This window comes from Devosia beringensis (genome assembly GCF_014926585.1).
Classification (GTDB): Bacteria; Pseudomonadota; Alphaproteobacteria; order Rhizobiales; family Devosiaceae; genus Devosia; species Devosia beringensis.
This window is the reverse complement of the sequence record NZ_CP045422.1, coordinates 3,776,237-3,802,076: the sequence shown is the minus strand read 5'-3', so window position 1 is coordinate 3,802,076 and position 25,840 is coordinate 3,776,237. Positions and strand designations below refer to the sequence as shown.

At 64.8% G+C, this 25,840-nt stretch carries 25 protein-coding genes and 1 tRNA gene; 11 read left to right on the top strand and 15 right to left on the bottom strand.

Annotated elements, in window-relative coordinates; genetic code table 11:
- Positions 1–179: 179 nt before the first annotated feature.
- The 3 genes from GDR53_RS18455 to GDR53_RS18445 are packed head-to-tail and all read left to right on the top strand — an operon-like array spanning position 180 to position 2,262.
- Positions 180–632, top strand: a complete 453-nt coding sequence (locus GDR53_RS18455) for a YeeE/YedE family protein (protein WP_193335877.1) — start codon at positions 180–182, stop codon at positions 630–632.
- Positions 632–1,102, top strand: a complete 471-nt coding sequence (locus tag GDR53_RS18450; RefSeq protein ID WP_193335876.1) for a DUF6691 family protein — start codon at positions 632–634, stop codon at positions 1,100–1,102. Before GDR53_RS18455 ends, GDR53_RS18450 begins: the two co-directional genes overlap by 1 nt.
- Positions 1,099–2,262: an FAD-dependent monooxygenase gene (locus GDR53_RS18445; RefSeq protein WP_193335875.1), complete on the top strand. Its 1,164-nt coding sequence runs from the start codon at positions 1,099–1,101 to the stop codon at positions 2,260–2,262. The genes GDR53_RS18450 and GDR53_RS18445 overlap by 4 nt, the downstream gene beginning before the upstream one ends.
- Before the next feature lie 58 nt (positions 2,263–2,320).
- Here GDR53_RS18445 and GDR53_RS18440 read toward each other — a convergent pair whose 3' ends face one another.
- The 3 genes from GDR53_RS18440 to GDR53_RS18430 form a co-directional block, all read right to left on the bottom strand.
- Positions 2,321–3,073 (bottom strand): invasion associated locus B family protein, encoded by a 753-nt coding sequence (locus GDR53_RS18440; protein WP_193335874.1) that lies wholly within the window; start codon positions 3,071–3,073, stop codon positions 2,321–2,323.
- 145 nt (positions 3,074–3,218) lie between these two features.
- The gene (mfd, locus tag GDR53_RS18435; RefSeq protein ID WP_193335873.1) at positions 3,219–6,704 is read right to left on the bottom strand and encodes a transcription-repair coupling factor; all 3,486 of its coding nucleotides are present in this window, start codon (positions 6,702–6,704) and stop codon (positions 3,219–3,221) included.
- Positions 6,701–6,979 carry an FAD assembly factor SdhE gene (locus GDR53_RS18430; protein ID WP_232846670.1) on the bottom strand — a complete coding sequence of 93 codons (279 nt, stop codon included), beginning with the start codon at positions 6,977–6,979 and terminating at the stop codon, positions 6,701–6,703. Before GDR53_RS18430 ends, mfd begins: the two co-directional genes overlap by 4 nt.
- Positions 6,980–7,184: 205 nt before the next feature.
- Here GDR53_RS18430 and GDR53_RS18425 point away from each other — a divergent pair, with 205 nt between their 5' ends.
- Together GDR53_RS18425 and recG are read left to right on the top strand one after the other, a co-directional pair.
- Positions 7,185–7,340, top strand: a complete 156-nt coding sequence (locus GDR53_RS18425) for a hypothetical protein (RefSeq protein ID WP_193335871.1) — start codon at positions 7,185–7,187, stop codon at positions 7,338–7,340.
- Between the two features lie 102 nt (positions 7,341–7,442).
- Positions 7,443–9,551: an ATP-dependent DNA helicase RecG gene (gene recG / locus GDR53_RS18420; RefSeq protein ID WP_193335870.1), complete on the top strand. Its 2,109-nt coding sequence runs from the start codon at positions 7,443–7,445 to the stop codon at positions 9,549–9,551.
- Positions 9,552–9,555: 4 nt separating this feature from the next.
- On the opposite strand, the gene glmS is transcribed toward recG, so the two are convergent.
- Positions 9,556–11,382 (bottom strand): glutamine--fructose-6-phosphate transaminase (isomerizing), encoded by a 1,827-nt coding sequence (glmS, locus tag GDR53_RS18415; RefSeq protein ID WP_408639809.1) that lies wholly within the window; start codon positions 11,380–11,382, stop codon positions 9,556–9,558.
- 11 nt (positions 11,383–11,393) lie between these two features.
- Positions 11,394–12,749 carry a bifunctional UDP-N-acetylglucosamine diphosphorylase/glucosamine-1-phosphate N-acetyltransferase GlmU gene (gene glmU / locus GDR53_RS18410; RefSeq protein WP_193335868.1) on the bottom strand — a complete coding sequence of 452 codons (1,356 nt, stop codon included), beginning with the start codon at positions 12,747–12,749 and terminating at the stop codon, positions 11,394–11,396.
- A gap of 144 nt (positions 12,750–12,893) precedes the next feature.
- Between glmU and GDR53_RS18405 the strand changes: the two genes are divergently transcribed.
- From GDR53_RS18405 to GDR53_RS18395, 3 genes are all read left to right on the top strand, one after another.
- Positions 12,894–13,667: a hypothetical protein gene (locus GDR53_RS18405; protein WP_193335867.1), complete on the top strand. Its 774-nt coding sequence runs from the start codon at positions 12,894–12,896 to the stop codon at positions 13,665–13,667.
- A gap of 78 nt (positions 13,668–13,745) precedes the next feature.
- A tRNA-Lys gene (locus tag GDR53_RS18400) sits at positions 13,746–13,820 on the top strand.
- Positions 13,821–13,853: 33 nt separating this feature from the next.
- Positions 13,854–14,381 carry a hypothetical protein gene (locus tag GDR53_RS18395; RefSeq protein WP_193335866.1) on the top strand — a complete coding sequence of 176 codons (528 nt, stop codon included), beginning with the start codon at positions 13,854–13,856 and terminating at the stop codon, positions 14,379–14,381.
- Between the two features lie 113 nt (positions 14,382–14,494).
- Here the strand turns inward: GDR53_RS18395 and map are convergent, their stop codons facing one another.
- From map to queA, 4 genes are all read right to left on the bottom strand, one after another.
- Positions 14,495–15,250, bottom strand: coding sequence for a type I methionyl aminopeptidase (map, locus tag GDR53_RS18390; RefSeq protein WP_193335865.1), 756 nt, complete (start codon positions 15,248–15,250; stop codon positions 14,495–14,497).
- Positions 15,251–15,254: 4 nt separating this feature from the next.
- Positions 15,255–16,895, bottom strand: a complete 1,641-nt coding sequence (gene pgi / locus GDR53_RS18385) for a glucose-6-phosphate isomerase (RefSeq protein ID WP_193335864.1) — start codon at positions 16,893–16,895, stop codon at positions 15,255–15,257.
- A 21-nt stretch (positions 16,896–16,916) separates the two neighbouring features.
- On the bottom strand, positions 16,917–18,056 hold the full coding sequence (gene tgt, locus GDR53_RS18380) for a tRNA guanosine(34) transglycosylase Tgt (protein ID WP_193335863.1): 1,140 nt from the start codon (positions 18,054–18,056) through the stop codon (positions 16,917–16,919).
- Positions 18,057–18,118: 62 nt separating this feature from the next.
- The gene (gene queA, locus GDR53_RS18375; RefSeq protein WP_193335862.1) at positions 18,119–19,180 is read right to left on the bottom strand and encodes a tRNA preQ1(34) S-adenosylmethionine ribosyltransferase-isomerase QueA; all 1,062 of its coding nucleotides are present in this window, start codon (positions 19,178–19,180) and stop codon (positions 18,119–18,121) included.
- Positions 19,181–19,324: 144 nt separating this feature from the next.
- Between queA and GDR53_RS18370 the strand changes: the two genes are divergently transcribed.
- Complete coding sequence (locus GDR53_RS18370; protein ID WP_193335861.1) at positions 19,325–19,978, top strand: TetR/AcrR family transcriptional regulator; 654 nt, start codon at positions 19,325–19,327, stop codon at positions 19,976–19,978.
- A gap of 20 nt (positions 19,979–19,998) precedes the next feature.
- Positions 19,999–20,856: a 3-hydroxyacyl-CoA dehydrogenase gene (locus tag GDR53_RS18365; protein WP_193335860.1), complete on the top strand. Its 858-nt coding sequence runs from the start codon at positions 19,999–20,001 to the stop codon at positions 20,854–20,856.
- Positions 20,857–20,937: 81 nt separating this feature from the next.
- On the opposite strand, the gene GDR53_RS18360 is transcribed toward GDR53_RS18365, so the two are convergent.
- The 4 genes from GDR53_RS18360 to GDR53_RS18345 form a co-directional block, all read right to left on the bottom strand.
- Entirely contained in the window at positions 20,938–21,417 is a 480-nt protein-coding gene (locus tag GDR53_RS18360; RefSeq protein ID WP_193335859.1) for a peptidylprolyl isomerase, read from the bottom strand.
- A gap of 228 nt (positions 21,418–21,645) precedes the next feature.
- Positions 21,646–22,230 carry a peptidylprolyl isomerase gene (locus GDR53_RS18355; protein WP_193335858.1) on the bottom strand — a complete coding sequence of 195 codons (585 nt, stop codon included), beginning with the start codon at positions 22,228–22,230 and terminating at the stop codon, positions 21,646–21,648.
- Positions 22,227–22,721, bottom strand: coding sequence for a pantetheine-phosphate adenylyltransferase (gene coaD, locus GDR53_RS18350; protein ID WP_193335857.1), 495 nt, complete (start codon positions 22,719–22,721; stop codon positions 22,227–22,229). Before coaD ends, GDR53_RS18355 begins: the two co-directional genes overlap by 4 nt.
- Before the next feature lie 32 nt (positions 22,722–22,753).
- Positions 22,754–23,971 carry an MFS transporter gene (locus GDR53_RS18345; RefSeq protein ID WP_210321362.1) on the bottom strand — a complete coding sequence of 406 codons (1,218 nt, stop codon included), beginning with the start codon at positions 23,969–23,971 and terminating at the stop codon, positions 22,754–22,756.
- Between the two features lie 188 nt (positions 23,972–24,159).
- Between GDR53_RS18345 and GDR53_RS18340 the strand changes: the two genes are divergently transcribed.
- Positions 24,160–24,531, top strand: a complete 372-nt coding sequence (locus GDR53_RS18340; RefSeq protein ID WP_193335855.1) for a pentapeptide repeat-containing protein — start codon at positions 24,160–24,162, stop codon at positions 24,529–24,531.
- A gap of 89 nt (positions 24,532–24,620) precedes the next feature.
- On the opposite strand, the gene GDR53_RS18335 is transcribed toward GDR53_RS18340, so the two are convergent.
- Both GDR53_RS18335 and GDR53_RS18330 read right to left on the bottom strand, forming a co-directional pair.
- Positions 24,621–25,085, bottom strand: a complete 465-nt coding sequence (locus tag GDR53_RS18335) for a GNAT family N-acetyltransferase (RefSeq protein WP_193335854.1) — start codon at positions 25,083–25,085, stop codon at positions 24,621–24,623.
- Positions 25,082–25,702, bottom strand: coding sequence for a LysE family translocator (locus GDR53_RS18330; protein ID WP_193335853.1), 621 nt, complete (start codon positions 25,700–25,702; stop codon positions 25,082–25,084). Before GDR53_RS18330 ends, GDR53_RS18335 begins: the two co-directional genes overlap by 4 nt.
- Between the last annotated feature and the right edge of the window lie 138 nt (positions 25,703–25,840).

Sequence of the window (25,840 nt, the reverse complement as noted above, 5' to 3'; positions counted from 1 at the left end):
CGAGTCACCACCAGGCGATTATCCATGTCTAGGCTGTTCTTGCGGCCGACAAAAGCGGCTCTGACAGAGTTTTCACCGCCCCTGCGGCGTTGCGCAGCACATGGCGCGCGCCGCATCGCTGGCATCGGCGCGCTCGGGGGTGATAGATTGGGCGGCAACCGGGTCAAAAAGAGATAGAGATGGAATCGTTCACGCCGCTCACCGCCGCCCTAGGCGGTTGCCTGATTGGCCTGGCCTCAGCCGTGCTGTGGCTGGGCAATGGCCGCATCGCCGGCATTTCCGGCGTCTTCGGGCAATTGCTGCCACCGGCCCAGACCTTGGTCTGGCGCCTCGTCTTCCTGCTGGCCATGGTCGCTGCCGCCTTCCTCGCCGCCCGCCTGCTGCCGTCCATCGGCATGGGCGGCGACGTCCCCGCCACACTGGTGCCCGCACCGACAGGCTGGGGCATTCCCACCCCGGTCTGGCTGGCCATTGCCGGCCTCCTCACCGGCATCGGCACCAAGATCGGCAATGGCTGCACCTCCGGCCATGGCGTCTGCGGCCTGGCCCGGCTGTCGCGCCGGTCCATGGTGGCCGTGGCCGTGTTCTTTGCGGTGGCCATGCTCACCGTTGCCGTGACGGGAATCGTCTGATGGCCAATCTCAAACTGCCCTATCTGGCGACGGCGGCCCTGAGCGGCGGCCTGTTTGGCGCCGGCCTTTATGTCTCGCAGATGGTGGATGCCACCAAGGTGCTGCGCTTTCTCGATGTCACCGCCATTCCGTCCGGCGGCTGGGATCCGAGCCTCGCCTTCGTCATCGTGCCGGCCATTGTCATCATGTTCATTGCCGTCCGGATCAGCCGCAGCCGCCAGGCCCCGCTGTTTGACCAGGCCTTCCACGAACCCGAATATGATCGCATCGACCGGCGCCTCATCGGCGGCGCGGTGCTGTTCGGCATCGGCTGGGGCATGGCCGGCATCTGCCCCGGCCCCGCCATTTCGCTGATCGCCTTCATGCCCGACGATCTGTGGATTTTTCTGCTCACCATGCTGATCGGCTCCTATGCCGGCAGTCTCTTCGTCCCCAGCGGCCATGCCCGGCGTCTGGCGGATGCGAAATGAGCCCCTTTGACGCCGACGCCATCGTCGTCGGCGGCGGGCTGGCCGGCACCGCTGCCGCCATCGCCGTCGCCCAGGCCGGCTTGCACACCATCCACCTGGCGCCACCCGCCCCGCCCGATCGCCGCACCTCGGCGCTGATGCTGCCCAGCGTCGATTACCTGCAACAGGCCGGCCTGATCGACACCCCTGAGACCCTCGGCCATGCCCTGACGCAGATCCGCATCATCGACGCCACCGGCCGCCTGATCCGCGCCCCCGAAACCCTGTTTGACGCCACGGAAGCCGGGCTCGACGCCTTTGGCTGGAATTTCGGCAATGCGCGCCTGCTCGAGCGTTTCCACGCCGTCGCCGCCACCCTGCCCAACCTCACCATCCGGCCACAGGGCGCCACCTCCCTGCAGCTCACTGGCGACGGCTGGAGCGTCACCCTGCCCGACGGCGCCACCCTGACGGCCCCACTGATCGTCGGTGCCGACGGCAAGAAGTCCATCGTGCGCCAGGCTGCCGGCCTGCGCAGCAGCGACCGTCCGTTCACCCAATCGGCTTTGGTCTGTGATCTCGAACTGGGCCGGCCCATTGGCGGCACCTCGATCGAGTTCCACTATCCCCAGGGTCCCTTCACCCTGGTGCCCGCTGGCGATAACCGCGCCAACCTGGTCTGGATCGACGACGCCGAAACCCTGCGCGCGGCCCAGGCCGGCGGCGCCGAGCATCTGCTGACCCTGTTCGCCGAAAAGTCGCAGCGCCTGTTCGGCAGCATTGCCATGGCGTCATCCGCCGTCGTGTTCCCGCTCAGCGCCCTCAGCGTGGCCAGCGCCGGCCTCGACGGCGTCGTGCTCACCGGCGAGTCCGCGCATGCCTTCCCGCCCATCGGCGCGCAGGGCCTCAATCTGGGTCTGCGCGACGTCGCCGATCTGGCCGCCGCCCTCGCCGTTGCCGATCGCACGCAGGCCGGCTGGGCCGGTGCGGTCAGCGCCGACTATGCGCGCCGCCGGGCAGCCGATCTGGCCCGCACCGGCACCATGGTGGATACGCTGTTCCGCTCGCTACTGGCCGATATGATCCCGGCCCAGGCACTGCGCGCCGGCGGGCTCTGGGCGCTAAAGCTGGCCCCCGCCCTGCGCCGCCAGGCCTTCGCCATCGGCATGGGGCGCCGCTGAAAAGCAGAAAGGGCACGGTTTCCCGCGCCCTCTGCAATCTCGATGGGTTGGTCCAGGCTTACTGGGCAGCCGGCGCCGGCGCCGCGGCAGGCGCATCGGCTGCCGGTGCCGCAGCACCGTCTGCCGCCGGGGTCTCAAGCTGCTTGCGCAGTTCCTCGGCGCGATCCTGCAAGACCTGCTCCAGCGCGTTCGCGCCGGTGGTTTCCTGGCGGAATTCGTCGAAAGTGATGGCAGTTTCGCCGTCATAGGTGGCTGTAAAGCCGGCCAGGTTGATCTCGATGGTCAGATCCTGGTTCTGGCGGTTCTTGGCGGTCAGCTTGAGTGTGCTGCCCTTCTTGAGCGAACTCACATACTGCTCGTTGATCACCAGCTGGGTGGCGCACGAGGTGGGGTCGCACAGCATATAGGGCACGCGCACCGGCTTGGAGCCGTCGATCTGCCAGGTCAGGCCGAACGGCAGCAGCACGCCGAGTGGCACGGCAGCAACGGCCAGCAGGCGGCTTTCCTGGCCCGGATCGTCACGCAGCAGGAACGAGCCGAGGAACTGGCCATTGGCCACCACAACCTGGCGCAGGATACAGGCCTTCTGGCCATCGGGCAGCGGATCGCAAACCTTGAGCCAGTTGGACGAGGCGGCGCCTTCCGCCGGAGCGGCAGCGTCGGTGGCAGCAGCGGGATCGGCGGCTGGCGCCTCGGTGGCGGCGGCATCCGGAGCGGGCGCAGGCGCTGCGTCCTGTGCAAAGGCCGACATCGAGGACAGCGTAAGCGCAGCCACCGCAAAACCGGCGACGAGGGGTTTCCTGAAGTTCATAGAATTTCCTTGGCTTTTTTGGCGGTCCCGGTGACTTGACGCCACCTTGAATATTGAACTGCCCTTCAAGTGCTTAATTCGGGCAATACCATGACCAATAGCTCATGCCAAAGCATTATGGCGAGACAGGGTTTATGCCGGTGCGTCACGCCACATTCTCTACAAGTCTGGCCAGCCGGGACAAAATCGCCGCTGCACCCTTGAGCCGGTCACCGGGCGTGGGCCAGTTGCGGGCGAACACAAGTTTCTGATCGGGCTTGATGCGCACCTGGCTGGCCGGGTCGCTGACCATCTTGACCAGGCCCGCCGGATTGGCGAACTCGTTGTTGCGCAAGGTAATGACCGCACCCTTGGGGCCGGCATCGACCTTTTCGACATTGGCCTGACGGCACAGCGCCTTGACCAGAATCACCTTGAGCAGCGCCTCGACCTCCTCGGGCAAGGGCCCGAAGCGGTCGATCAGCTCGGCGCCCGCGGCGTCGATATCGCGGATGTCGGTCAGGTCACCCAGGCGACGATAGAGCTGCATGCGCAGCTGCAGGTCGGGCACGTAATATTCGGGGATCATCACCGGCATGCCCAGCGAGATCTGCGGGCTCCACTCGTTCTTGTCCTCGTAATCAGCGTCGCCATTGCGCAGATTGGCCACGGCCTCTTCCAGCATGGCTTGGTAGAGCTCGTAGCCGACCTCACGGATATGGCCCGACTGTTCATCGCCCAGCAGGTTGCCGGCCCCGCGAATGTCGAGATCGTGGCTGGCCAGCTGGAAGCCGGCGCCGAGGCTTTCAAGCGACTGCAGCACGCCCAGCCGGCGCTCGGCCGTATCGGTGAGCTTGCGATCGGGCGGCACGGTGAACAGGGCATAGGCACGCGCCTTGGCCCGGCCGATGCGGCCGCGGATCTGATAGAGCTGGGCCAGGCCGAAATGGTCGGCCCGATGTACGATCAGCGTATTGGCATTGGGAATATCGAGCCCGGATTCAACGATGGTGGTGGCCACCAGCACGTCGAACTTGTTGTCGTAAAAGGCATTCATCACATCGTCGAGCTCGCCCGGCGCCATCTGGCCATTGGCGACGACGAAGGAAACCTCGGGCACCTGCTCCTTGAGGAACTCGGCGATCTCGACCTGGTCCTTGATGCGCGGCACGACATAAAAGCTCTGGCCGCCGCGATACTTCTCGCGCAGCAGCGCCTCGCGCACCGACAGCGCGTCAAACGGCGAGATGAAGGTGCGGATGGCCAGGCGATCGACCGGCGGCGTGGCCAGGAGGCTGAGATCGCGCACCCCGGTCAGCGCCATCTGCAGCGTGCGCGGAATCGGCGTCGCGGTCAGCGTCAGCACGTGCACATTGGCCTTGAGGTCCTTGAGGCGCTCCTTGTGGCCGACGCCAAAATGCTGCTCCTCGTCGATAATCAGCAGGCCCAGGTCGCGGAACTGGATGGTCTTGCTGAGCAAAGCATGGGTGCCCACGACGATATCGACCTGGCCATCGGCCAAGCCTTCCTTGGTCGCCTTGAGCTCGGCCGAGCCGACCATGCGCGAGGCCTGCCGCACCCGTACCGGCAGGCCGGCAAAGCGTTCGGCAAAGGTCTTGAAATGCTGGCGGCACAGCAGCGTTGTCGGCACCACCACAGCGACCTGCTTGCCGCTGAGCGCCACGGCGAAGGCCGCGCGCAAAGCCACCTCGGTCTTGCCGAAGCCCACGTCGCCACAGACCAGGCGGTCCATGACGCGGCCCGAGGTCACATCGTCGAACACCGCCGAAATGGCGGCCATCTGGTCCTCGGTCTCCTCATAGGGGAAACGCGCGGCGAATTCGTCATAGGCGCCGGGATTGATCTCGATCACGTCGGCACGCGTCAGCTGGCGGGCGGCAGCGATCTTGATCAGCTGCTCGGCCATCTCGCGGATGCGCTGCTTGAGCTTGCCCTTCTTGGCCTGCCAGGCGACGCCGCCGAGCTTGTCGAGCGTGGTATTGCCCTCGTCGCTGCCATAGCGGGTCAGCAGCTCGATATTTTCCACCGGCAGGTAGAGCTTGGTGTCGCCACCATATTCAAGCTCGACGCATTCATGCGGCGCGCCGCCCGCCTCGATGACCTTGAGGCCGAGGAAGCGGCCGATACCGTGATCGACATGCACGACGAGGTCCCCGGCCGCCAGGCTCGCCGCCTCGGTCAGCGCGTCGCTGGCTTTCTTGCGGCGCTGCGGCCGCAGGATGCGCTCACCCAGGATATCCTGCTCGGACAGCACCAGCAGGTCTTTCGTGGCAAAGCCGCTTTCAAGCGGCAGCACCACCAGCGAGGTGGTAGCAGCGCTGGTCGTCTCGGCATCGCGCCAGTTTTCCGCCAGCCGCGGATTGGTCAGCCCATGGTCCTTGAGCACCTGCGCCATGCGGTCGCGCGTGCCCATACTCCAGCAGGCCACCACGGTGCGGCGGCCAGCCTTGCGCTCGGCCAGCAGGCGCTCGACGACGGACTGGAACAGGTTGGTGTCAGTGGCCTGGCGTTCGGCGGCAAAGCTGGGGGCAATCTGCCCGCCGGCATCGTCTGCCTTCTTGGTATCGGGCGCCAGGAACTGGGACAGCTGGATCACCGAGGCGCCGGCCAGCGCATAGGGATGCTCGTCCACGGCATAGAGCAGTTCCGGCTTTACCGGCTTGTACGGCGCGCCGGTGCCGGCCACCTGCGGGCTGAGCCGCGCTGCTTCGCGGGCGTCATAATAGTCGCGGATCTGCGCCACGCGGTCGCCATAGGCCTCGCTGGCCTGCTCGTCGAACACGAAGGGTGCGTCGCCCACATAGGTGGCCAGCGTGTCGAGATGCTCGTAGAAAAATGGCAGCCAGTGCTCGGTACCGGAATAGCGCGAACCGCCGCTGATCGAGGCATAGAGCGTGTCGCCGGCGGTATTGCCGCCAAACGTGGCGGTATAGTTCTGCCGGAAGCGGCGAATGGTGGTCTCGGTCAGCACCACCTCGCTCATCGGCGTCAGGGCAATGGCTTTGAGTGTGCCGGTCGTGCGCTGGCTGTCCGGATCGAAGGTGCGGATCGATTCCAGCTGGCTGCCGAAGAAGTCGAAGCGCAGCGGCGACTCGGCGCTGGCCGGGAACAGGTCGACCAGGCCGCCGCGCACGGCGAATTCACCGCTCTCGCGCACGGTGGCAACGCGCAGATAGCCATTATTGGCGGCCCAGCCGATCAGCTTTTCACTGTCGACGATCCGTCCCGCCGCCGCCGAAAATGACATGGTCTCCACCACGTCGCGCGGCGGCAAGCGCTGGATCAAGCCATTGACGGTGGTCAGCACCACGGCGCCCTTGGCGCCGCTGGTCAGCGCCGCCAGCGTGTTCATCCGCGCGGCAATGGTCACGTTGTTGGGCGAGACCCGGTCATAGGGCAGGCAATCCCAGGCCGGCAGCGTCAGCACCGGATGGCCGGGCAGCATGGCGGTGAGGATATCGGCCATGCGCTGCAGCCGTCGTCCGTCGCGCGCGACAAAGACAATGCTGGCGGCATCGTCGGGCGCCGCCTCGATCCGCTGCTGGATCAGCCGCGCCAGCACCAATGGCTGCATGCCATCGGGCACATTGGCAATGGTGCGGGTCGGGCGCTGGGCGACGATCTCGTTCATTTGGCCAGCCGGGCGTGATGGTCGGCTATTACGTCGGCCAGAAACTCGAGATCGATATGGTCTGGCGGCGTCACCTGCCCCATCACCCAGGTGAGCAGGGGCGGATCTTCCTCGCTCATCAGCGCCTCGAGCCGGTCGAGGCCGGCCGTGTCGAGCGCCTCGGTATGGGCATCGGCATAGGGCCCCAGGATGAGGTCCATCTCCTTGGTTCCGCGGTGCCAGGCACGGTAGCGCAGCTTCTTGCGGCGCATGGCAATATCTTCACCGGCAGTCATTTGACGCGCCATGATCCCGAAAGGTGGTTGATTGAGCTTGTGTGTACGCGGATCGCGCGGCCTTGTCAGCCCCAACAGCGCTGCGACAACCGATCCCGGTGCCCGTTGGGCACTGGGTGAGTGGCTGGTTCCAGAAATCTGCATATTCCACCCAGGGCCATTTATTGCTTTATTGAAGGCGCTCAACATCTTGGAGGAGTTCTAGATGTCGTGGATCAGCTTCAGGACGCGGGGCGGTGTTCTCAAGATCAAGCCGCGCTGGCAGATGCGGAGCGCCGAACGCAACCGACAGGTTCGCGTGATCGACCTCGGCATCGTGGTCATCGCCTGGTGGTCGGCAGATGATTTGAGGGAGCTTTAGGCTCCTCCAGTCGCCCGACACGACATTGCGTGGTGGATTTCGAGCCACCCGCGCCAATCGGCAACCCAACACCTGTACCCTGTGGTCAGGAGAATCACTGCCGTGTCGCGTCCAGAAAGCCTCTCACCACTGTTTGCCTCGCTGCACTCGATCAAGGGTGTCGGCGACAAGCTGGCTGCGCTGCTGACGCGGTTCTTCGGCGCGCCCGATGGCCAGGAGGCCATTGCCCTCGATATCCTGATGCACATGCCTTCGGGCGTGGTGGACCGGCGCCGCCAGGTCGGCATCGCCGAGGCCTATCTCAACCAGATCGTCACCCTGCTGATCCATATCGACCGGCACCAGCCGCCGCCGCACGGCAAGCCGCATGTGCCGCACCGGGTCTTTGCCCATGACGAGACCGGCGACGTGCAATTGGTTTTCTTTCGCGCCCAGGGCGGTTGGGTGGAGAAGGCCCTGCCCGTGGGCGAGCAGCGCTATGTCTCGGGCACGCTGGGTTTCTTCAAAGGCGAAAAGCAGATCACCCATCCCGACTACATCGTCGAGCCCGACAAGTTTGCCAGCCTGCCCCTGGTCGAGCCGGTCTATCCGCTGACGCAGGGCCTGAGTTCGAAGGCGTTGGCCAAGCTGGTGCGCCAGGTGGTCGACAGCCTGCCCGCTATCCCCGAATGGATCGATACTGCTACAATGGGGCAGCGCAAATGGCCCAGTTTTGCCGATGCCATGCGCATGGTGCACCTGCCGGCCAATCCGGATGAGGCCCAGCTCTGGGCGCCTGCCCGCCAGCGCCTTGCCTATGATGAGTATTTTGCCGGTCAGCTGACCCTGCAGCTGATCCGCTCGACCATGGTCGCCGACCGCGGCATCAGTCGCACTTTCACCGGTGACGTGACACTCAAGGTGAGCAGTCTGTTACCCTTTTCCCTCACCGAGGGGCAGTTGGCGGCGATTGGTGAAATCCGCGCTGACCTCGCCTCGCCCAACCGCATGTCGCGCCTGCTGCAGGGCGATGTCGGCGCCGGCAAGACCGTGGTGGCGCTGATGGCCATGGCTGCCATGGTTGAGAGTGGCGTCCAGTCGGCGCTGATGGCGCCCACCGAACTGCTCGCCGCCCAGCACTTCAAGACGTTGAAGCCCTTGTGTGATTTGGCGGGTCTTGGCTGCGAACTGCTCACCGGCAAGATGGGTGCCGCCGAGCGCCGCGCCAAGCTGGCCGGCATTGCCGATGGCAGCACCGACATCGTGGTCGGCACCCATGCGCTGTTCCAGTCCGGCGTGGAGTTCCACAATCTGGGCCTCACCGTCGTCGACGAGCAGCACCGCTTCGGCGTGCACCAACGCCTCGCCCTTTCCGACAAGGGCAGGCATACCGACCTGCTGGTCATGACCGCCACGCCGATCCCGCGCACCCTGGTGCTCACGCACTTTGGCGACATGGATGTCAGCATCCTGCGCGAAAAGCCAAAGGGCCGCCAACCCATTGATACGGCAGTGTTATCCATCGGCGACTATGATCGCGTCGTCAGCCGTCTGCAGGCCCGTCTCGACGATGGGGCCCAAGCCTTCTGGGTCTGCCCGCTGGTCGAGGAAAGCGAGCATCTTGACGTCATGGCCGCCGAGGACCGCTTCGCCGAACTGCAAAAGGTCTTCGGCGACCAGGTCGCCCTGGTGCATGGCCGCATGAGCGCCGCCGCCAAGCAGGACGTCATGACTCGCTTTTCCGCCAATGAAATCAAGCTTCTGGTCGCCACCACCGTCATCGAGGTGGGCGTCGACGTGCCCAATGCCTCGATCATGATCATCGAGCATGCCGAGCGCTTTGGCCTCGCCCAACTGCACCAGTTGCGCGGCCGCGTCGGCCGCGGCTCGACCCGCTCGTCGTGTCTGCTGCTCTACAAGGGCAATCTCAGCGAAACCGCCAAGGCCCGACTGGACACCATCAAGTCCACCGAGGATGGCTTCGTCATCGCCGAGCGCGATCTCGAGCTGCGCGGCCAGGGCGACGTGCTCGGCACCCGCCAGTCCGGCATGCCCGGCTATCGCCTCGCCGTGCCCGACGTACACCGCCATCTCCTCGACTACGCCCATGACGACGCCAAGGCGCTGTTAACCGCCGATCCGGCACTGACCGGCCCGGCAGGCCAGGCCGCCCGCACGGCGCTCTATCTCTTCCGCAAGGAGCTGGCGATCCCGCTGATCAGGGCGGGGTAGCGCCCTACTCCACCGTCACCGATTTCGCCAGATTGCGCGGCTGGTCCACATCCGTGCCCATGAACACCGCCGTGTGATAGGCCAGCAATTGCACGGGGATGGTGGCCAGGATCGGCGCCACGAAGCTCGAGACATGCGGGATCAGGATGATGTCGGCGACGCCATGGCCCACCGTCTTGGCGCCCTCGGGGTCGGTGATCAGGATGATCTTGCCGCCCCGCGCCGCCACTTCCTGCATGTTGGACAGCGTCTTGTCGACCAGCTCGTCCGAGGGCGCCACCACGATGACCGGCATGGCTTCATCCACCAGGGCGATGGGGCCATGCTTGAGTTCACCCGCTGCATAACCTTCAGCGTGGATGTAGCTGATTTCCTTGAGCTTGAGCGCGCCTTCCATGGCGATGGGGAACATCGGGCCACGCCCGAGATAGAGCACGTCCTTGGCCTTGCTCAGCCCCTTCGCGATGTCCTTGATCTGGTCCTCGGTGCCCAGCGCCTCGGACACCGCCGTCGGCAGGCTGATCAGCGCCCGCACCAGCTCGGTCTCCTGCTCGGCGCTCAGCACGCCACGCGCGCGTCCGGCGGCGATGGCAAGGCTCGCCAGCGCCGTCAGCTGCGCCGTCAGCGCCTTGGTCGAGGCAACGCCGATTTCCGGGCCGCACAGGATCGGGAACACTACGTCGGATTCGCGCGCAATGGTCGATTCCACCGTATTGACCAGCGCGGCCACATGCTGGCCCTGGCTGGCGCAATAGCGCAAAGCCGCCAGCGTATCGGCCGTCTCGCCGGACTGGGAGATAAACAGCGACAGCCCGCCCTTTTCCAGCGGTGGCTCGCGATAGCGGAATTCGGATGCCACATCGATATCCACCGGCAGCCGCGCATAGCGCTCGAACCAGTACTTGGCCACGGCGCCGGCCAGAAAAGCCGTGCCACAGGCGCTGATGGTCAACCGGGTCAAGTCGGCAAAGTTGAACGGCAGGTTTTCGCGGATGGCGACGCGTTCGGCGCCCATATCGACATAGTGGCTGAGCGTATGGCCGATAGTCTCGGGCTGCTCGTAGATTTCCTTGGCCATGAAATGGCGGTGATTACCCTTGTCCACCATCAGCGCCGAGGTCTGGGAAATCTGCTGCTCGCGCTGCACGATGGCGTCCTTGCCGTCGCGGATGGTCACGCCCCGGGGCGTGATGACCGCCCAGTCGCCGTCTTCGAGATAGCTCAGCCGGGCCGTGAACGGCGCCAGCGCCATGGCGTCCGACCCCAGATACATTTCCGTTGCGCCATAGCCGATGGCCAGCGGCGCGCCGTGCCGGGCCGCGATCAGCAGGCCCTCCTCGCCGCGGAACATGAAGGCCAGCGCAAAGGCGCCGCGCAGCACCTTGAGCGTGCGGGCCACGGCCAGTTCGGGGTCGGCGCCCTTGGCCAGCTCGCGCGTGGTCCAGAGCGCCACCGCCTCGGTATCGGTCTGGGTGGTCGGCAGATAGCCGTCCTTGGCCAGGTCGGCCAGCATGTCGCGATAGTTTTCGATAATGCCATTATGCACCACGGCGACGCGGTCGGTGGCATGCGGATGGGCATTCTGCTCGGTCGGCGCGCCATGCGTGGCCCAGCGCGTGTGGCCAATGCCGATCTGCCCACTCAGCGGCTCGAAGGCCAGCTTCTGCGCCAGATTGCCCAGCTTGCCCTCGGCGCGGCGGCGGTCGATGCTGCCGCCCACCAGCGTGGCGACGCCGGCGCTGTCATAGCCGCGATATTCGAGGCGCTTGAGCGCGTCCACTAGACGGCCGGCGACTGGTTCGCCGCCGACAATCCCGACAATCCCGACAATCCCGCACATGGCTAGAGGCCCTTCTTGCTGAGTTTTTTCGCCTGGGCTTCGGCAAAGATCGCCTTGGCCCGTCCCGGCTTGTTGATCTGGCGGCCGCGACCAAGCGCCAGAGCATCTGCTTCTACATCTTCGGTGATCACACTACCACTGCCCACCAGCGCCCCCTCGCCCACCGTGACCGGCGCCACCAGTGCGGAGTTCGAGCCGATAAAGGCATTGTCGCCAACAATGGTGCGTTGCTTGTTGTAGCCGTCATAGTTCACAGTGATCACCCCAGCGCCGATATTGACCTCGGCGCCGATACTGGCGTCGCCGATATAGCTGAGATGGCTGATCTTGGCGCCGGCACCGATCTCGGCTTGCTTGATCTCGACGAAATTGCCCACCTTGACGTCCGCGCCCAGATTGGCGCCCGGCCGCAGCCGGGCAAAAGGACCGACCGACGCATTGGACCCGACATGGGCGCCTTCGATATGGCTGAAAGCATGGATCACCGCGCCGCTCTCGATCTTCACCCCGGGGCCGAACACCACATTGGGCTCGATGGTCACGTCCTGGGCAATCTCGGTATCGTAGGAGAACCACACGCTCTTGGGGTCCTTGAGGGTGACGCCGGCCTTCATGAAGTCTTCCCGCCGCACATCCTGGAACAGGCCCTCGGCCCGCGCCAGCTGGCTGCGGTCATTGACGCCCATCACATCATCTTCAGGCGCAATGCCGAAGCCGACCTTCTTGCCCGCCTTGTTCGCCAGCCCGACAAGGTCGGTAATGTAATATTCGCTCTGCACATTGTCGTTTTCGATCCGGTCGATCAGGTCGCGAAAGACCTCGGCCCGGAACGCCAGGATGCAGGCATTGCACAGCCGGATGCGCCGCTCTTCTTCGCTGGCATCCTTGTGCTCGCGGATCGCCAGCAGGGTTTCGCCATCGGTGATGAAGCGGCCATAGCCGGTCGGATCCTTCGGCTCGAAACCGAGAATGGCGACATCCAGGCCGGCATCAAGCCGGTCGAGCACGACGCGGAAGTTCTCGCCCCGCAGGCGTGGGTGATCGCCATAGACCACCGCAATATAGCCCTCGGCATCGGTAAACAGCTCCCGCGCCATGGCGGCGGCGTGGCCGGTCCCCTTGGCCTCGGCCTGCTCGAAATGCACCACATCGGGCTGCATCGCGGTCACCGCCTGGCGGATCGCCGCATGCCGCGGGCCGGTGACCAGTGCGATGCGGCTCGATCCCGCGTCGCGCGCGGCCCGCGTCACGTGGCCGATGATCGGCAGCCCGCCCACCGGATGCAGCACCTTGGGCGTGCTGGAGCGCATGCGGGTGCCTTCGCCGGCAGCCAGGATGATCGACAAAAGTTCCGTCATGGTATTTTTCCCGCATTGCGCACTGTATCGCGCACATTTTCACAGATTTATGGCAGCCAAGCGTTGGCGAACCCCTAATCGGGACCGCATGGTGGGTTGTACTGCGCAATACCTGATTCGATTGCGCCATCGGGGTTTTTGACATTGGCCAAGGCATCGGCACAGTTCCGGCAATCGGACGTTACCAGCTGGGGCATCGTTGCCCTGGTCTGCGGCGCCATCGCCGTCTTGGGCGCCAACATCTCGGCGGTGATGCCGTCAAACGTGCTGGGCGGCCTGCACAAGACCCGCATCGAAGGCGCTTCCCTTGACCAGTTGCGGCTCCAGGTTGCCGACCTGCGCGAGCAGACCCTGCAGCTCAAGCGCGACAATACCGAGTTGACCACGCGCTTTGCCCTGGCCGAGCAGCAGGGCAACGCCGTGCAGCAGCGCGTCGGCTCCCTCGAGGTCAGCCTGCCACGCCTGCTCGAATACCAGACGGCCAATCCGGCGATCGACCGTTCGGCGGTGACCGCCTCGGTCGGTGAAGGGACTGTCTACGATGCCGACGGTGGCTCGGTAAAAATCCGCCAGCAGCCGATGGCAGGCGCAGCCGATGCAACCGGGCAGCCTCTGCCCGACATCGTCGAGACCGCCTCCATCCCCGCGCCCAATACAATGACATTCGGCATGGCGCTCGGTGCTGCCGTACCGGCCGACCAGGCGCTGGGCGCCTGGAACGATCTGTCGCTCAAGCTGGGCCCGCTGCTCTTCGGCATGTCGCCCCTGCTTCTCGATGCGGGTGACGGCGCCAACAAACGCATCATCGTCGGCCCCATTGCCGAACTCTCGGAGGCCACTGCCCTGTGTACCCGCCTCGAACGAATTTCAATTGCCTGCCTGCCCACCCCGTTTACCGGAACACCGCTGCGCGACTGAGTTCGGCGCAATTGCGGTTGACAGCGTGGGCAACGTGGCTATGTTCCGCCGCGACGCCCAAAGCGTCGATCTTGGTGCGTGCCGGTAGCTCAGTGGTAGAGCATTCGACTTTTAATCGAATGGTCGAGGGTTCGACCCCCTCCCGGCATACCAAGCTTCTTCCTTCATTCTGATCGGGCCCCTGCAGTGTCACAGGATACCATCGATCTGCTCAAGGTCCTCGCCGCGACGCTGGTGACCTTTGCCGCCAGCACGCTGGTCATGCTCTATGTCATCTATGTGCTGGCCCAGTATGGCGCCAACCTGCCGATGATTGGCGCGCTGCCGCTGACCGCCCCGCCCGAAATGGTGCCACTGCTGGCCAACAACCAGATCCTGCCCACCCTGGCCGCCGTGCATGTCACGGCAACCGGGCTGGCGCTGCTGCTGACCGCCCATACCATCGATATGGCCCTGCTGATCACCGCCAAGGCCGTCACGGTCGTGGTGACGGCCCTGCTCGGCTTTGTCGTGGGCCATATGATCTATCTGCAGCTGACCGAAGGCGCCGCCATCCATCTGACGCCGCTCAACCCGGTCTTCATTGCCCTCCTGGGCTTTCTGCTGCTGTCGTCATTCCTCAGCCTGCCCAGCCTGCGCCAGCTAGGCAATCTGCGCTATGTGGTGGCCATCGGCATGGTACTGCTCGGGCCGCTGCTGCTGGTCTGGCTGTAGCCACAGCACATTGCCATCGGGGACCTCGGGCTGAGCCCGACGAAGCCTGAGCCTTTTCAAGTCAACCACCACGCGGTCGCGTGGCGCCCCAGGCGCCAACGCCATGCGCTGGTCTAGGCCGCCAGGGTGATAACCACGGCGCCGCGCGGCGTCGCCACCACGGTATGCTCATACTGCACGCAGGGCGCCGAGGGTCGGCTCACCAGCGTCCATTCGTCATCGGCCGATTTCTGGTCCGCCATCCGCCCGCCCAGTGACAGGAAGGGTTCGATGGTGAACACCAGCCCGTCGGTCATGCGGCGGCGTTCCGAGCGGTCCGGCCACGTGGCGATCTCGCCAGGCTCGTCATGCAGGCTGTCGCCCACGCCATGGCTAGCCAGGTTCCGGATCAGGCTATAGCCGCCCTTCTTGGCGAATTTGCCGATGGCGTCGCCAATATCGGCCAGCGGTGCGCCGGCCTTGACCGCATTGATGCCCGCCCACATCGCCTTCTTGCCGTCGCGACACAGCTTGACCACGCGCGGATCGCCCTCGCCCAGCACGAAGGAGGCGCCGCAATCGGCAAACACCCCATCCTTGGCCGCCGACACGTCGATATTGACCAGGTCCCCGTCGCGCAGCACCCGGTCACCCGGAATGCCATGGGCGATCTCCTCATTGACCGAGATGCAGGTGGCACCCGGAAAATTATAGGTGATCACCGGCGCCGACAGCGCCCCATGCTCGGCCAGCAGTTTGGCCCCGATCTCGTCGAGCTCCAGCGTCGTCATGCCCGGCCGCATGGCCGCGGCCATGGCGTCCCGGGTGGTGGCGCAGATGCGGCCGATGGCCTTGAGCTTTTCGAGCTGTTCTTCGGTGGTAATGGTCAAATGTCTAGGCCTTGTTGGCTTGATAATAGGCCAGCAGGCCCTGGGTCGAGCTGTCATGCCCCTCCCCGCTCTGGCGGCCTTCTACCTTGGGCAGCAGCGCCTTGGCCAGCTGCTTGCCCAGCTCGACGCCCCACTGGTCATAGGAATTGACGTTCCAGATCACGCCCTGGGTGAACACCTTGTGCTCATAGAGCGCTACCAGCGAACCCAGCATTTCCGGGGTCAGCTGCTCGTAGAACAGCGTATTGGACGGGCGGTTGCCGCTGAACACCTTGTGCGGCGTCAGGTCCTTGATCTGCGCCTTGCTCATGCCTTGCGCCTTGAGTTCGGCGACGACCTCTTCTTGCGTCTTGCCCAGCATCAGCGCTTCGGACTGCGCCAGCACATTGGCCACCAGCTTGTCGTGGTGCGGCGGCAGGCTTTCATGCGGCTTGGCGGCAATCAGGAAATCGCAGGGGATAACGTCGGTGCCCTGGTGAATCAGCTGGTAGAAGGCGTGCTGGCCATTGGTGCCCGGCTCGCCCCAGACGATCGGCCCGGTCGACCAGCCGACGGGCTTGCCCGCCAGCGTCACCGACTTGCCATTGCTCTCCATGTCCTGCTGCTGCAGATAGGCGGCAAAACGGCTCATGCGCTGGTCATAGGGCAGCACGGCATGGGTCGAAAAGCCCCAGACATTGCGATACCAGACGCCCAGCATGGCCATGATCACCGGCAGGTTTTCTTCCAGCGGGGCGGAGAGAAAATGCCGGTCCATGGCATCGGCACCCGCCAGGAACTTGGCGAAATTGTCATAGCCGACGGCGATGGCGATCGGCAGGCCGATGGCCGACCATACCGAATAGCGCCCGCCGACCCAGTCCCAGAAGCCGAAGATGCGGTCTTCGCGAATGCCGAACTTGGCACAGGCCGGAATATTGGTGGAGACGGCGGCGAAGTGGTTGGGCACTGCCTCTTCGCCCAGCGTATCGGCGATCCAGTCCCGCGCCGTGCCGGCATTGGTCATGGTCTCGTCGGTGGTGAAGGTCTTGGACGCGATGATGAACAGCGTCGTCTTGGGGTCGAGGCGCTTGAGCACGTCGTGGATATGGGCGCCGTCGACATTGGAGACGTAGTGCGCGCGCAGGTCGGCGCGGGTATAGGGCTCGAGCGCCAGCGTCACCATGGCTGGCCCGAGGTCCGAGCCGCCAATGCCGATATTGACCACATCGGTGAACTGGGCACCGCCATGGCCGCGAATGGTGCCATTGCGGATCTCGTTGCTGTAGCTCTCGATGGCGGCGAGCACGGCGCGGATATCGGGCATGACATCCTTGCCGTCGACTTCCACCGGCTTGTCGCCCTGGTAGCGCAGCGCCATGTGCATCACGGCCCGGTCTTCGGTCAGGTTGATATGCACGCCCTCGCACATCTGGTCGCGCCGCTCCTCGACCCCGGCGGCGCGCGCCAGGTCGAACAGGGCGGCCATGGCGTCTTCGTCGATACGGTTCTTGGAATAGTCCAGCAGCATGCCGGCGCCGCTCGCCGAATAGCGCTTGAAACGGTTCGGATCGACGGCAAACTGCACGCGCATGGGCTGGTCTTCTAGCCGCTTGCGATGCTTGTCCAGGCTCGAGAAACTCGCCTTGCGTCCAGCTTTAGCCATGTCGAGAACCCTTTCAGGAGATCAGAGAACCGGCAGGTCGCCGGCGGCCCATGCCGCGCGCGTCTCTGCCGCATAATCGGTAAAGCGGCCCGCCTCGATGGCGGCCCGGCAGTCCTGTACCAGCTCTTGATAATAGGCCAGGTTCATCTGGGAAAGGATCATCGCGCCCAAAATCTCTTCTGTCTTAACAAGGTGGTGCAGATAGGCGCGGCTCCAGCGCCGGCAATTGGGGTTGGGCGAGGCCTCGTCGATCGGCCGGTGGTCATCCCTGTGCCGGGCATTCTTGAGGTTGATGACGCCGAAGCGGCTATAGACATGGCCATGCCGGCCGGCACGGGTGGGATGCACGCAGTCGAACATGTCGATGCCCCTTCCGATGGCGCCCAGAATGTCGTCGGGCTTGCCCACACCCATCAGATAGCGCGGCCGATCGGTCGGCAGCTCCGGCGTGATGTCTTCGAGCACGCGGAACATCACCTCCTGCGGCTCGCCCACGGCCAGGCCGCCGACGGCATAGCCGTCAAAGCCGATCGATTTGAGCCCCTGGGCCGAGCGCAGCCGCAGGTCGGCATCGTCGCCGCCCTGGACGATGCCGAACAGCGCGCGGTTCTGCTGGTTGTTGAAGGCGGTTTTGGAGCGGTCGGCCCAGCGCAGCGACAGCTCCATGGCGCGCTCGATTTCCTTGCGCTCGGCCGGCAGCTTGATGCACTCGTCGAGCTGCATGATGATGTCGCTGTCGAGCAGGGTCTGGATCTCGATCGACCGCTCGGGCGTCAGTTCGTGACTGGACCCGTCAATATGCGATTTGAAGGTCACGCCATGCTCGGTCAGCTTGCGCAACTGGGCCAGCGACATCACCTGGAACCCGCCGCTATCGGTCAGGATCGGCCGCTGCCAATCCATGAAATTGTGCAGCCCGCCCTGGCGAGCGACGCGCTCGGCGCCCGGGCGCAGCATCAGGTGATAGGTATTGCCCAGCAGGATATCCGCGCCGGTTTCGCGCACCTGCTCGGGATACATGGCCTTGACCGTGCCCGCCGTGCCCACCGGCATGAAGGCGGGGGTCTGGATATCGCCGCGCGGCGTATCGATGCGCCCGCGACGGGCGAGGCCATCGGTGGCCGAAAGGGTAAAGGTGACTTGCTTGTCTGTCGTGCTCATGGCGCGCGTTCTAGCGGGTTGCGCAGAGCCGGACAACCACCGATGCACGGCCTCGACCCGGCCTACTTAGCCCGCAGCAGCAGCGAGGAATCCCCATAGGAATAGAACCGGTAGCCATTGGCGATGGCGTGCGCATAGGCCTCGCGCATCACATCGAACCCGGCAAAGGCGCTGACCAGCATGAACAGCGTCGATTTGGGCAGGTGGAAATTGGTCATCAGCGCATCGACCGTGGCAAACCTGAAGCCCGGCGTGATGAAGATGTCGGTGTCGCCGCTGAACGGCGCCAGCGTCCCGGTGGCGCGCGAGGCGCTTTCGAGCAGGCGCAGGCTGGTAGTGCCCACTGCAACCACCCTGCCACCCGCGGCGCGCGCGGCATTGATGCGCTCGACCGTTGCCGCGTCGATCTCGCCCCATTCGGCATGCATGACATGGTCGTCGGTGTCGTCCACCTTCATCGGCAGAAAGGTCCCTGCCCCGACATGCAGCGTCACGCGCTCGATGCGCACGCCCATGGCGGCGATCTGCTGCAGCAATTCTTCGGTGAAATGCAGCCCCGCCGTCGGCGCCGCAACGGCACCATCCTCGGCCGCATAGACGGTCTGGTAATCGGTCTTGTCGCGCTCCTCGAGGCCGCGCTTGAGTCCGATATAGGGCGGCAACGGCATGGCCCCATGCGCCTTGATGGCCTCGTCCAGTTCGGCCCCGCCCAGATCGAATTCGAGCGTCACTTCGCCCGTCTCGCCCTTGCCGGCGACGCGGGCGGTCAGGGCATCGGCCTGGCCATTGCCCAGTTCGAGCTGGTCGAGCACATGCAGCTTCTTGGCCGGCCGGGCAAAGGCGCGCCAGGTATGGGCATCGACCCGCTTGTGCAGGTTGAACGACACATTGGCGCGGTTTTCCCCGCGCACGCGGCTGCCGCGCAGTTCGGCAGGCAGCACGCGGGTGTCATTGACCACCAGCACGTCACCCGTTTTGAGCAGCCGCAGCAGATCGGGAATGTGCAGATCACCCAGCCCATTGGCCGGATCAACCAGCAGCAGGCGCGCGCTGTCGCGCGGCTCGACCGGGTGTAAGGCGATGAGCTCTTCGGGGAGCGCGAAATCAAAGTCGGAAACCAGCATGCGTCCTGCCTAGCAGTTCAAGGCAAATTGGCAAGTCCATAGGCAGTAAGACGGTTCACAGTCATGCCGCCATGCCGAATATAGACGGCTCCGCCCCTTGCATTTTCACATCTCAAGTGAGATTTGAAATGCATGGAGACCAATATGCCCACCCCCCGCAAGCAGGCCCAGCTGGCAACCAGGGACAGTCTGCTGGCCGCTGCCGGCACGCTGGTGGCCCGTAAGGGCATCGCCGCGCTCTCGACCCGCGCCGTCTGCGAGGCGGCCGGCTTCAGCCAGGGCGCCTTCTATTCCAATTTCGACAATATGGACGCTCTGCTGCTTGCCCTGATGCAGCGGCAGCTGGCCGCCGAGATCGACCAGCTCAATGCCCTCCTGGCCACCCACGATGCCGGGAACCTCGCCGGGCTCAACCAGGCGCTGGCCGCACACTTTGCCCAGCTCGCCGCAGATGGCGATCTGTCGCTACTGTCGGTCGAGCTGCAGGTCCACGCCCTGCGCGACCCGGCGTTTGCCGCCCGCTATGACGCCACGCGCCATGCCTATCTCGACGCGCTGGGCGGCATCATCGGCGCCATCCTCAGCAGGCATGATCTGCGCCCGGCCTTGCCGTTGCGGGACCTGGCCAGGGGCCTGCATGCCCTGTGGACGGGCCTGGCCGTGCAATCGGCGGCCGATGCCAGCCTGTCCAGCGAACGCATGCTGCTTGCCTTCTTCATGGCGCTGGCCGATGGCCGCACCATCCTCGAACAACCAGGCCACGCCGATCAGCGCGACGCGACCCTGTCTGCCAGCTGACCACCTCAGAGGAATGTACCATGACTATCAAGAACGTCACCGTGTTGGGCACGGGCGTATTGGGGGCGCAGATCGCCTTCCAGTCCGCCTATAAGGGCTTCACTGTCACCGCCTATGACATCAACGACGCCGCCATCGACAAGGCCAGGACCTTCCTCGATTACCTGGCCGGCCGCTACCTGACCGATGTCCCCGGCGCCGACGCCTCGACCATTGCCGCCGCCCGCTCCCGTCTGACCTTCGTCACCGACCTGGCCGCAGCGGCCCGGGATGCCGACCTCGTGATCGAGGCCGTGCCAGAAAAGATCGAACTCAAGCGCGAGATCTACGCCAAACTGGGGGCAGTCGCCCCGGCCAAAGCAATCTTTGCCAGCAATTCCTCGACCCTTCTGCCCAGCGCCATGGCGCAATCCACCGGTCGGCCCGAAAAATTCCTCGCCCTCCATTTCGCCAATGAGATCTGGACCAACAACATCGCCGAGGTCATGGGCCATCCCGGCACATCGCCCGAGGTTTTCCGCACCGTGGTCGACTTTGCCAGCGCCATCGGCATGGTGCCGATCGAGATCCACAAGGAGCAGGCTGGCTACGTGCTCAATTCGCTGCTGGTGCCCCTGCTCGCCGCCGCGGGCCAGCTGCTGGTCAAGGGCATTGCCAGCCCCCAGGACATCGACAGCACCTGGAAAATCGCCACCAAATCCCCCAAGGGGCCGTTCGAGATTTACGACATCATTGGCCTCAACACCGCCTATGCCGTGTCCTCGACACCCGGCAGTGGTCAGGAGAACTTCGCCGCCTATCTCAAGGAAAACTACATCGACAAGGGCAAGCTGGGCGTCGCCACCGGCGAAGGCTTCTACACCTATCCCCGTACCTAGCCTGGCATGAACGAAAACCCCCGGGACGGGGTCCCGGGGGTCAAAACAGGCGGCGAGCGCACCATGGCGCCCGCACCGGTATTAGGCGGCGATGTCGGCCGCGACCTTGACCGAAACCATCTTGTCGGGATTGATCACGGGCTCGCCGCGCTTGATCTTGTCGACATTGTCCATGCCTTCAATGACCTGGCCCCACACGGTGTACTGCTTGTTGAGAAAGGGCGTGTCGCCGAAGCAGAGGAAGAACTGCGAATTGGCCGAATCCGGGCTCTGCGCGCGGGCCATCGAGGCCGTGCCGCGAACATGCGGCTCGGCGCTGAATTCCTGCTTCAGGTCGGGATACTTCGAACCGCCGGTGCCACGGCCCTGCGGGCAGCCGGTCTGGGCCATGAAGCCCTCGATCACGCGGTGAAACACGATGCCGTCATAAAAGCCTTCGCGAACCAGCTTCTTGATATGCGCGACATGGTTCGGCGCCAGGTCCGGACGCATGGCGATAACGACCTCGCCCTGGGTGGTTTCGATGACGAGGGTGTTTTCGGGATCCGCGTATTCAGCCATTTTGGGTGCTTTCTGATTGGAAATTCTGGCCCGCATGTAAGGGCAAAGGGCGATGGGTGCAACCACTGTGGCATCAACAAACTCGGTGTCACCCCGGCGCAGGCCGGGGGCCATCCTGAGGTATTTGCGCGCGCACAATGGCACTGACGGCAATTGGCTGAGGCGACCGCATCTCAGGATGGATTCCGGCCTGCGCCGGGATGACACCACAAATGCGGTCGCTTCAGATCACTTGTATTCGATCGTCGCCTTGACGATCTTGTCCGGATTGGCGACGGAGCCGTTCTGTTCCTTGGGGCCCTTTTCGAGGGCGTCCACCAGTTCCATGCCGGTGATCACCTTGCCGAACACGGTATATTGGCCATCAAGGAAACTGGCATCGGCCGTGACGATGAAGAACTGCGAGTTGAACGAATTGGGGTCCTGCGAGCGGGCAGCGCCGAGCGCGCCGCGCTGGAAGCTTTCGGCATTGAACTCGGCCTCGACATCGGGCTGGTCCGAACCGCCCATGCCGGCGCGCGACAGGTCGAATTCGGGACCATCGGTCTTGCCATAGGTCACGTCGCCGGTCTGGGCCATGAAGCCGTCGATGACGCGGTGGAACACCACGCCGTCATATTCACCCGCTTCGGTCAGCGCCACGACGCGCTCGACATGCTTGGGCGCCAGCGCCGGCAGCAGTTCGATATCGACGGCGCCGTCTTCCAGCGTCAGGATCAGGTGCGGCGTGCCCGACTGGGCGAAAGCCGGAGTGGCAAGAGCGACAGCGCCGATAACGAGCGCGCCAAACAGGCGACGGGTGATTGCGGTCATGAGGATTTCAGGGCCTTGAGAACGATTTGCGGGACGAAGGCGGAAATGTCGCCGCCCATTTCAGCGATCTGGCGCACCAATGTGGCCGAGATATGCCGGACGGGCGGGCTGGAGGGCAGGAAGACGGTCTGCAGGTCCGGCGCCATCTGCGCGTTCATGCCCACCATCTGCATTTCGTAATTGTAATCAGTGGTGTCGCGCAGGCCGCGAATGATCAGCTTGGCGCCATGCTCGCGCGCCGCATTGACCATCAGCCCGGAAAAATCGACGATTTTGAATTCGGTATCGGTGCGCTTGCCCACCGGGCCCAGCACCTGTTCGAGAATCAGCAGTCGATCGGCATGGGCAAATAGCGGCGTCTTCTTGCCCGGATTGATGCCCACGGCCACCACCAGCGTATCGACCAGCTTGCAGGCCCGCTCGATGACGTCCAGATGCCCGTTGGTCAGCGGATCAAACGAGCCCGGATAGAACCCCACCAGCTTGCTCACGACACCCTCCCCTTTGTGTTGTCAGGGTTTTGTCACGCGGGCGGCCGTAGCGCAAGAACCGCCGCGCTGGCCAGACCGAGGGCGATCAGCAGCGCGCCGCCGGCCAGAAAGGCCGCGCCGGTGCCCCAGGCGCTCGCAACGGCGCTGCCGATGAAAGGCGCCGAGAGCATCACCGCCATGATCACCGCTTCGCCGGCGGCAAAGACCCGCGCAATGCGGTCCGGCGGCGCCTGTGTCTGCATAATGGTGCGATAGGGCACGAGCATGAAGGCCGTCGAGCCGCCCATCAGCGCCAGCACGAAGAAGAACGGCAAAGCCGGCAGATCATGGCCGAGCATGGCAACCACGGCGACAGAGACCGTGACGGCACCGGAAAACAGTGCCGCCCCGATCATGCAGGCCAGGGGATGGCGCGCCGCGAGCGGGCCGGCCAGCAGCGCCCCCAACAGGCCGCCTGCCCCCGAAGCGGCAATGCCGATGCCGAACGCACTGGCGCCCAGGCCAAAATCCTCGGCCAGCAGGGCGATCAGCGCGTCATAGAGAAAGAACGAGAAATAGGCGATGGCGGCAAAGACCAGGGCCATCAACAGCAGCCGGCTGCGGCGGAATTCGGTGGCGCCGGCCAGCAGTTCGGTGCGGAAGCCGCCGGCCTTGCGCGGCGGCCGGGCCGGCAGCGCCAGCCCGAAGACCAGTGCGGCGGCCAGCAGGGACAGCACGGCATTGCAGCCGAACACGCTCTGGGCCGGCATGATGGCCAGCAGCATTCCGCCCAGCGCCGGACCGGCAATCTTGGAGGTCTGGTTGATGGCCTGGTGCAGGCCGTTGGCGCGCGCCAGCAGGTTTGGCGGCGTCGAGGCCTGGATCGCCGCCTGGCGGGCCGGGGTGAAGGCGGAGTCGATGCAGGCGCGGAGAAAGACGATGGCCAGCACCAAGGCGGTGTCGTCGGCAAACATCAGCGCCAGCGTGGCCAGACCCCGCCCCAGATTGCTCAGCACCAGAATGGTTGGCAGCGGCGTGCGGTCGACCACCATGGCCAGCAGCGGGCCGACCGCGACATAGGGCAGCGTCAGGCAGAAGGCAAACAGCGCCAGCACCAGCGGCCCCTCGCCCCAGGCAAACACCAGGAGCGCGATGATGGCGGCATAGTCGAGCCAGTCGGCAAAATCGGCGGGGATCGAGGCCAGTGCCAGCCGGCGCGGTACCGGCAGGGCGAGCAACGAACGGTAACCGGCCGGTTGCGGCTTATCCATCATGTCCGCTCGCTGACGTCCAGATGCCCATTGGCGCGCGGATCGAACGCGCCCGGACAGACCCAAACCAGCGAACTCATGGCGCCATCCCCTTGTGGTGCCATGATTTTGTCATGCCCGCGGATCGATGGCAACGCAGGCGCTGTCATGCCACACTGGACGACATCAACCAACGACAGGAGCCAGCGATGACCCCCGAAAATCCCTTTGATGGCCCGCAGCAGCGCGAGGCGCATTATCGCCGTGCCGACATGGCCGGCAGCCATTTCGATGGCGTCAATCTGAGTGGCGCGCAGTTCTATGCCGTGCTGAGCGGCGCGGCATTTCGTGACTGCAATCTGAGCGGCGCCCTGTTCGACGACGTCGATTTCAGCGGCGCGACGCTGAGCAACATCAACATGTCGGGCACCAGCATCACCAATGCCAATCTGTCTGCCCTGCGCATCGCCGATGCCACCCTGGCCGGCGCCGAGATCGCCGATTGCAATCTGACCGGCATGCGCATCAACGGCATCCTGGTGACCGACCTCCTCACCGCCTATGCGGCGAGACGCGACTAGCCGGCCCTGGCAAGACGATCAGTCTGCCGGTCGGCAGCACGAGGCCCAGAGACACGAGAGTCCGCTGCACGGAGTCAATTGTGCGGCGCCTATGGCGCCAGGCGGAAGAAGATATCGACGCCCAATCTGCCGAATTCTTCCTCCTGTAGCGTCCATCCCATGCCCAGATAGTAGGAGCGCAGCCGGGGTATGGCGTACAGATAAACCTTGCCACTGCCCTGGGCGAACATGGTGGCAGTCGCCTGTTCGACCAGGGCCTGCGCAATGCCTTGCCCGCGAAATGCGGGCTCGACCCAGAGCGAGGCAATCCAGGGACCCAGTTCAGGGCGTTCGTCGAGATCGGAGGCAATTGCCGATACCGTCCCGGCAAAAGACCCGCCGGCCAGCGCCACCAGCGTAAAGGGAAAGTCCGCGGCACCAATCACCTCGGCCAAGTCCTGTTCAACCGCCGCCAAGGTCTCGCCATCGTGCTTATCCCAGGCATGCCAGAGGCGATCGGCGATAACGGAAGCAAACTGTTGCGCCGTGCGCAGGTTGACAATCTCGCTTGTCATGCCCGCTTCGCCAGCGCCAGCCAGACGCCCCCGGCCATCAGCACCAGGCCGGAAACGCGCGACACCACGCGCACCCGCGCCGCGCTGAGCAGGTTGCGCGCCCGGCCGGCGATCAGCGCATAGATCGCGTCGGTCGATCCCGCCACCAGCATGAACAGCAGCCCCAGCAGCATCACCTGCGGAAAGGTCGGCTGCGTCACATCGACAAATTGCGGCAGGAAGGCCCCCAGAAAGATCAGCGCCTTGGGGTTGGACAGGATCACCAGGAAACCCTCGACCGCCATGGCAAGGCGGGACTTGCCGCGTTCGGCCCTGGCTGTCCCCAACTCACCCTTTGAGCGCCACATCTTCCAGCCCAGCCAGACCAGATAGGCGGCGCCAACCAGCTTGATCCAGTCGAAGGCCCAGCCCATGAAGGCGACCAGGGCCTGCATGCCCAGGGCCACGACAAAGGTCATGACCAGAAATCCCGCCTGCGTGCCGGCGACGATAGCCAGCCCGGCCCCTGTGCCGCGCGCCAGCGCATTGGCAACGATCACCGTCACGGTCGGGCCGGGCACGATGGCCAGCAGCAGGCAGGCGCCTAGATAGGGAACAAGGGTGGTCAGGCTGAACATGGTGCGGTCCACGGAGGGTGACACGGGCCCGTGACAAAGCCATCAGCGCGCGCAAATGGCAAGCGGCACCACGCCAACCCGATAGATAAAATGCCGGACAATTGGCGTCACAATTGCAAACCGGCTGGCGCTAGAGGA

Bases quoted from the DNA above. Each gene is read 5' to 3' on its own strand.
- GDR53_RS18370 (WP_193335861.1), top strand. From the start codon at position 19,325: ATGCCCACCCCCCGCAAGCAGGCCCAGCTGGCAACCAGGGACAGTCTG.
- glmU (WP_193335868.1), bottom strand. From the start codon at position 12,749: ATGACGGAACTTTTGTCGATCATCCTGGCTGCCGGCGAAGGCACCCGC.
- GDR53_RS18430 (WP_232846670.1), bottom strand. From the start codon at position 6,979: ATGACTGCCGGTGAAGATATTGCCATGCGCCGCAAGAAGCTGCGCTAC.
- tgt (WP_193335863.1), bottom strand. From the start codon at position 18,056: ATGAGCACGACAGACAAGCAAGTCACCTTTACCCTTTCGGCCACCGAT.
- GDR53_RS18450 (WP_193335876.1), top strand. From the start codon at position 632: ATGGCCAATCTCAAACTGCCCTATCTGGCGACGGCGGCCCTGAGCGGC.
- GDR53_RS18330 (WP_193335853.1), bottom strand. From the start codon at position 25,702: ATGTTCAGCCTGACCACCCTTGTTCCCTATCTAGGCGCCTGCCTGCTG.
- pgi (WP_193335864.1), bottom strand. From the start codon at position 16,895: ATGGCTAAAGCTGGACGCAAGGCGAGTTTCTCGAGCCTGGACAAGCAT.
- GDR53_RS18445 (WP_193335875.1), top strand. From the start codon at position 1,099: ATGAGCCCCTTTGACGCCGACGCCATCGTCGTCGGCGGCGGGCTGGCC.
- GDR53_RS18345 (WP_210321362.1), bottom strand. From the start codon at position 23,971: ATGGATAAGCCGCAACCGGCCGGTTACCGTTCGTTGCTCGCCCTGCCG.
- queA (WP_193335862.1), bottom strand. From the start codon at position 19,180: ATGCTGGTTTCCGACTTTGATTTCGCGCTCCCCGAAGAGCTCATCGCC.
- GDR53_RS18355 (WP_193335858.1), bottom strand. From the start codon at position 22,230: ATGACCGCAATCACCCGTCGCCTGTTTGGCGCGCTCGTTATCGGCGCT.
- GDR53_RS18335 (WP_193335854.1), bottom strand. From the start codon at position 25,085: ATGACAAGCGAGATTGTCAACCTGCGCACGGCGCAACAGTTTGCTTCC.
- GDR53_RS18440 (WP_193335874.1), bottom strand. From the start codon at position 3,073: ATGAACTTCAGGAAACCCCTCGTCGCCGGTTTTGCGGTGGCTGCGCTT.
- GDR53_RS18340 (WP_193335855.1), top strand. From the start codon at position 24,160: ATGACCCCCGAAAATCCCTTTGATGGCCCGCAGCAGCGCGAGGCGCAT.
- GDR53_RS18365 (WP_193335860.1), top strand. From the start codon at position 19,999: ATGACTATCAAGAACGTCACCGTGTTGGGCACGGGCGTATTGGGGGCG.
- mfd (WP_193335873.1), bottom strand. From the start codon at position 6,704: ATGAACGAGATCGTCGCCCAGCGCCCGACCCGCACCATTGCCAATGTG.
- GDR53_RS18425 (WP_193335871.1), top strand. From the start codon at position 7,185: ATGTCGTGGATCAGCTTCAGGACGCGGGGCGGTGTTCTCAAGATCAAG.
- GDR53_RS18455 (WP_193335877.1), top strand. From the start codon at position 180: ATGGAATCGTTCACGCCGCTCACCGCCGCCCTAGGCGGTTGCCTGATT.
- GDR53_RS18360 (WP_193335859.1), bottom strand. From the start codon at position 21,417: ATGGCTGAATACGCGGATCCCGAAAACACCCTCGTCATCGAAACCACC.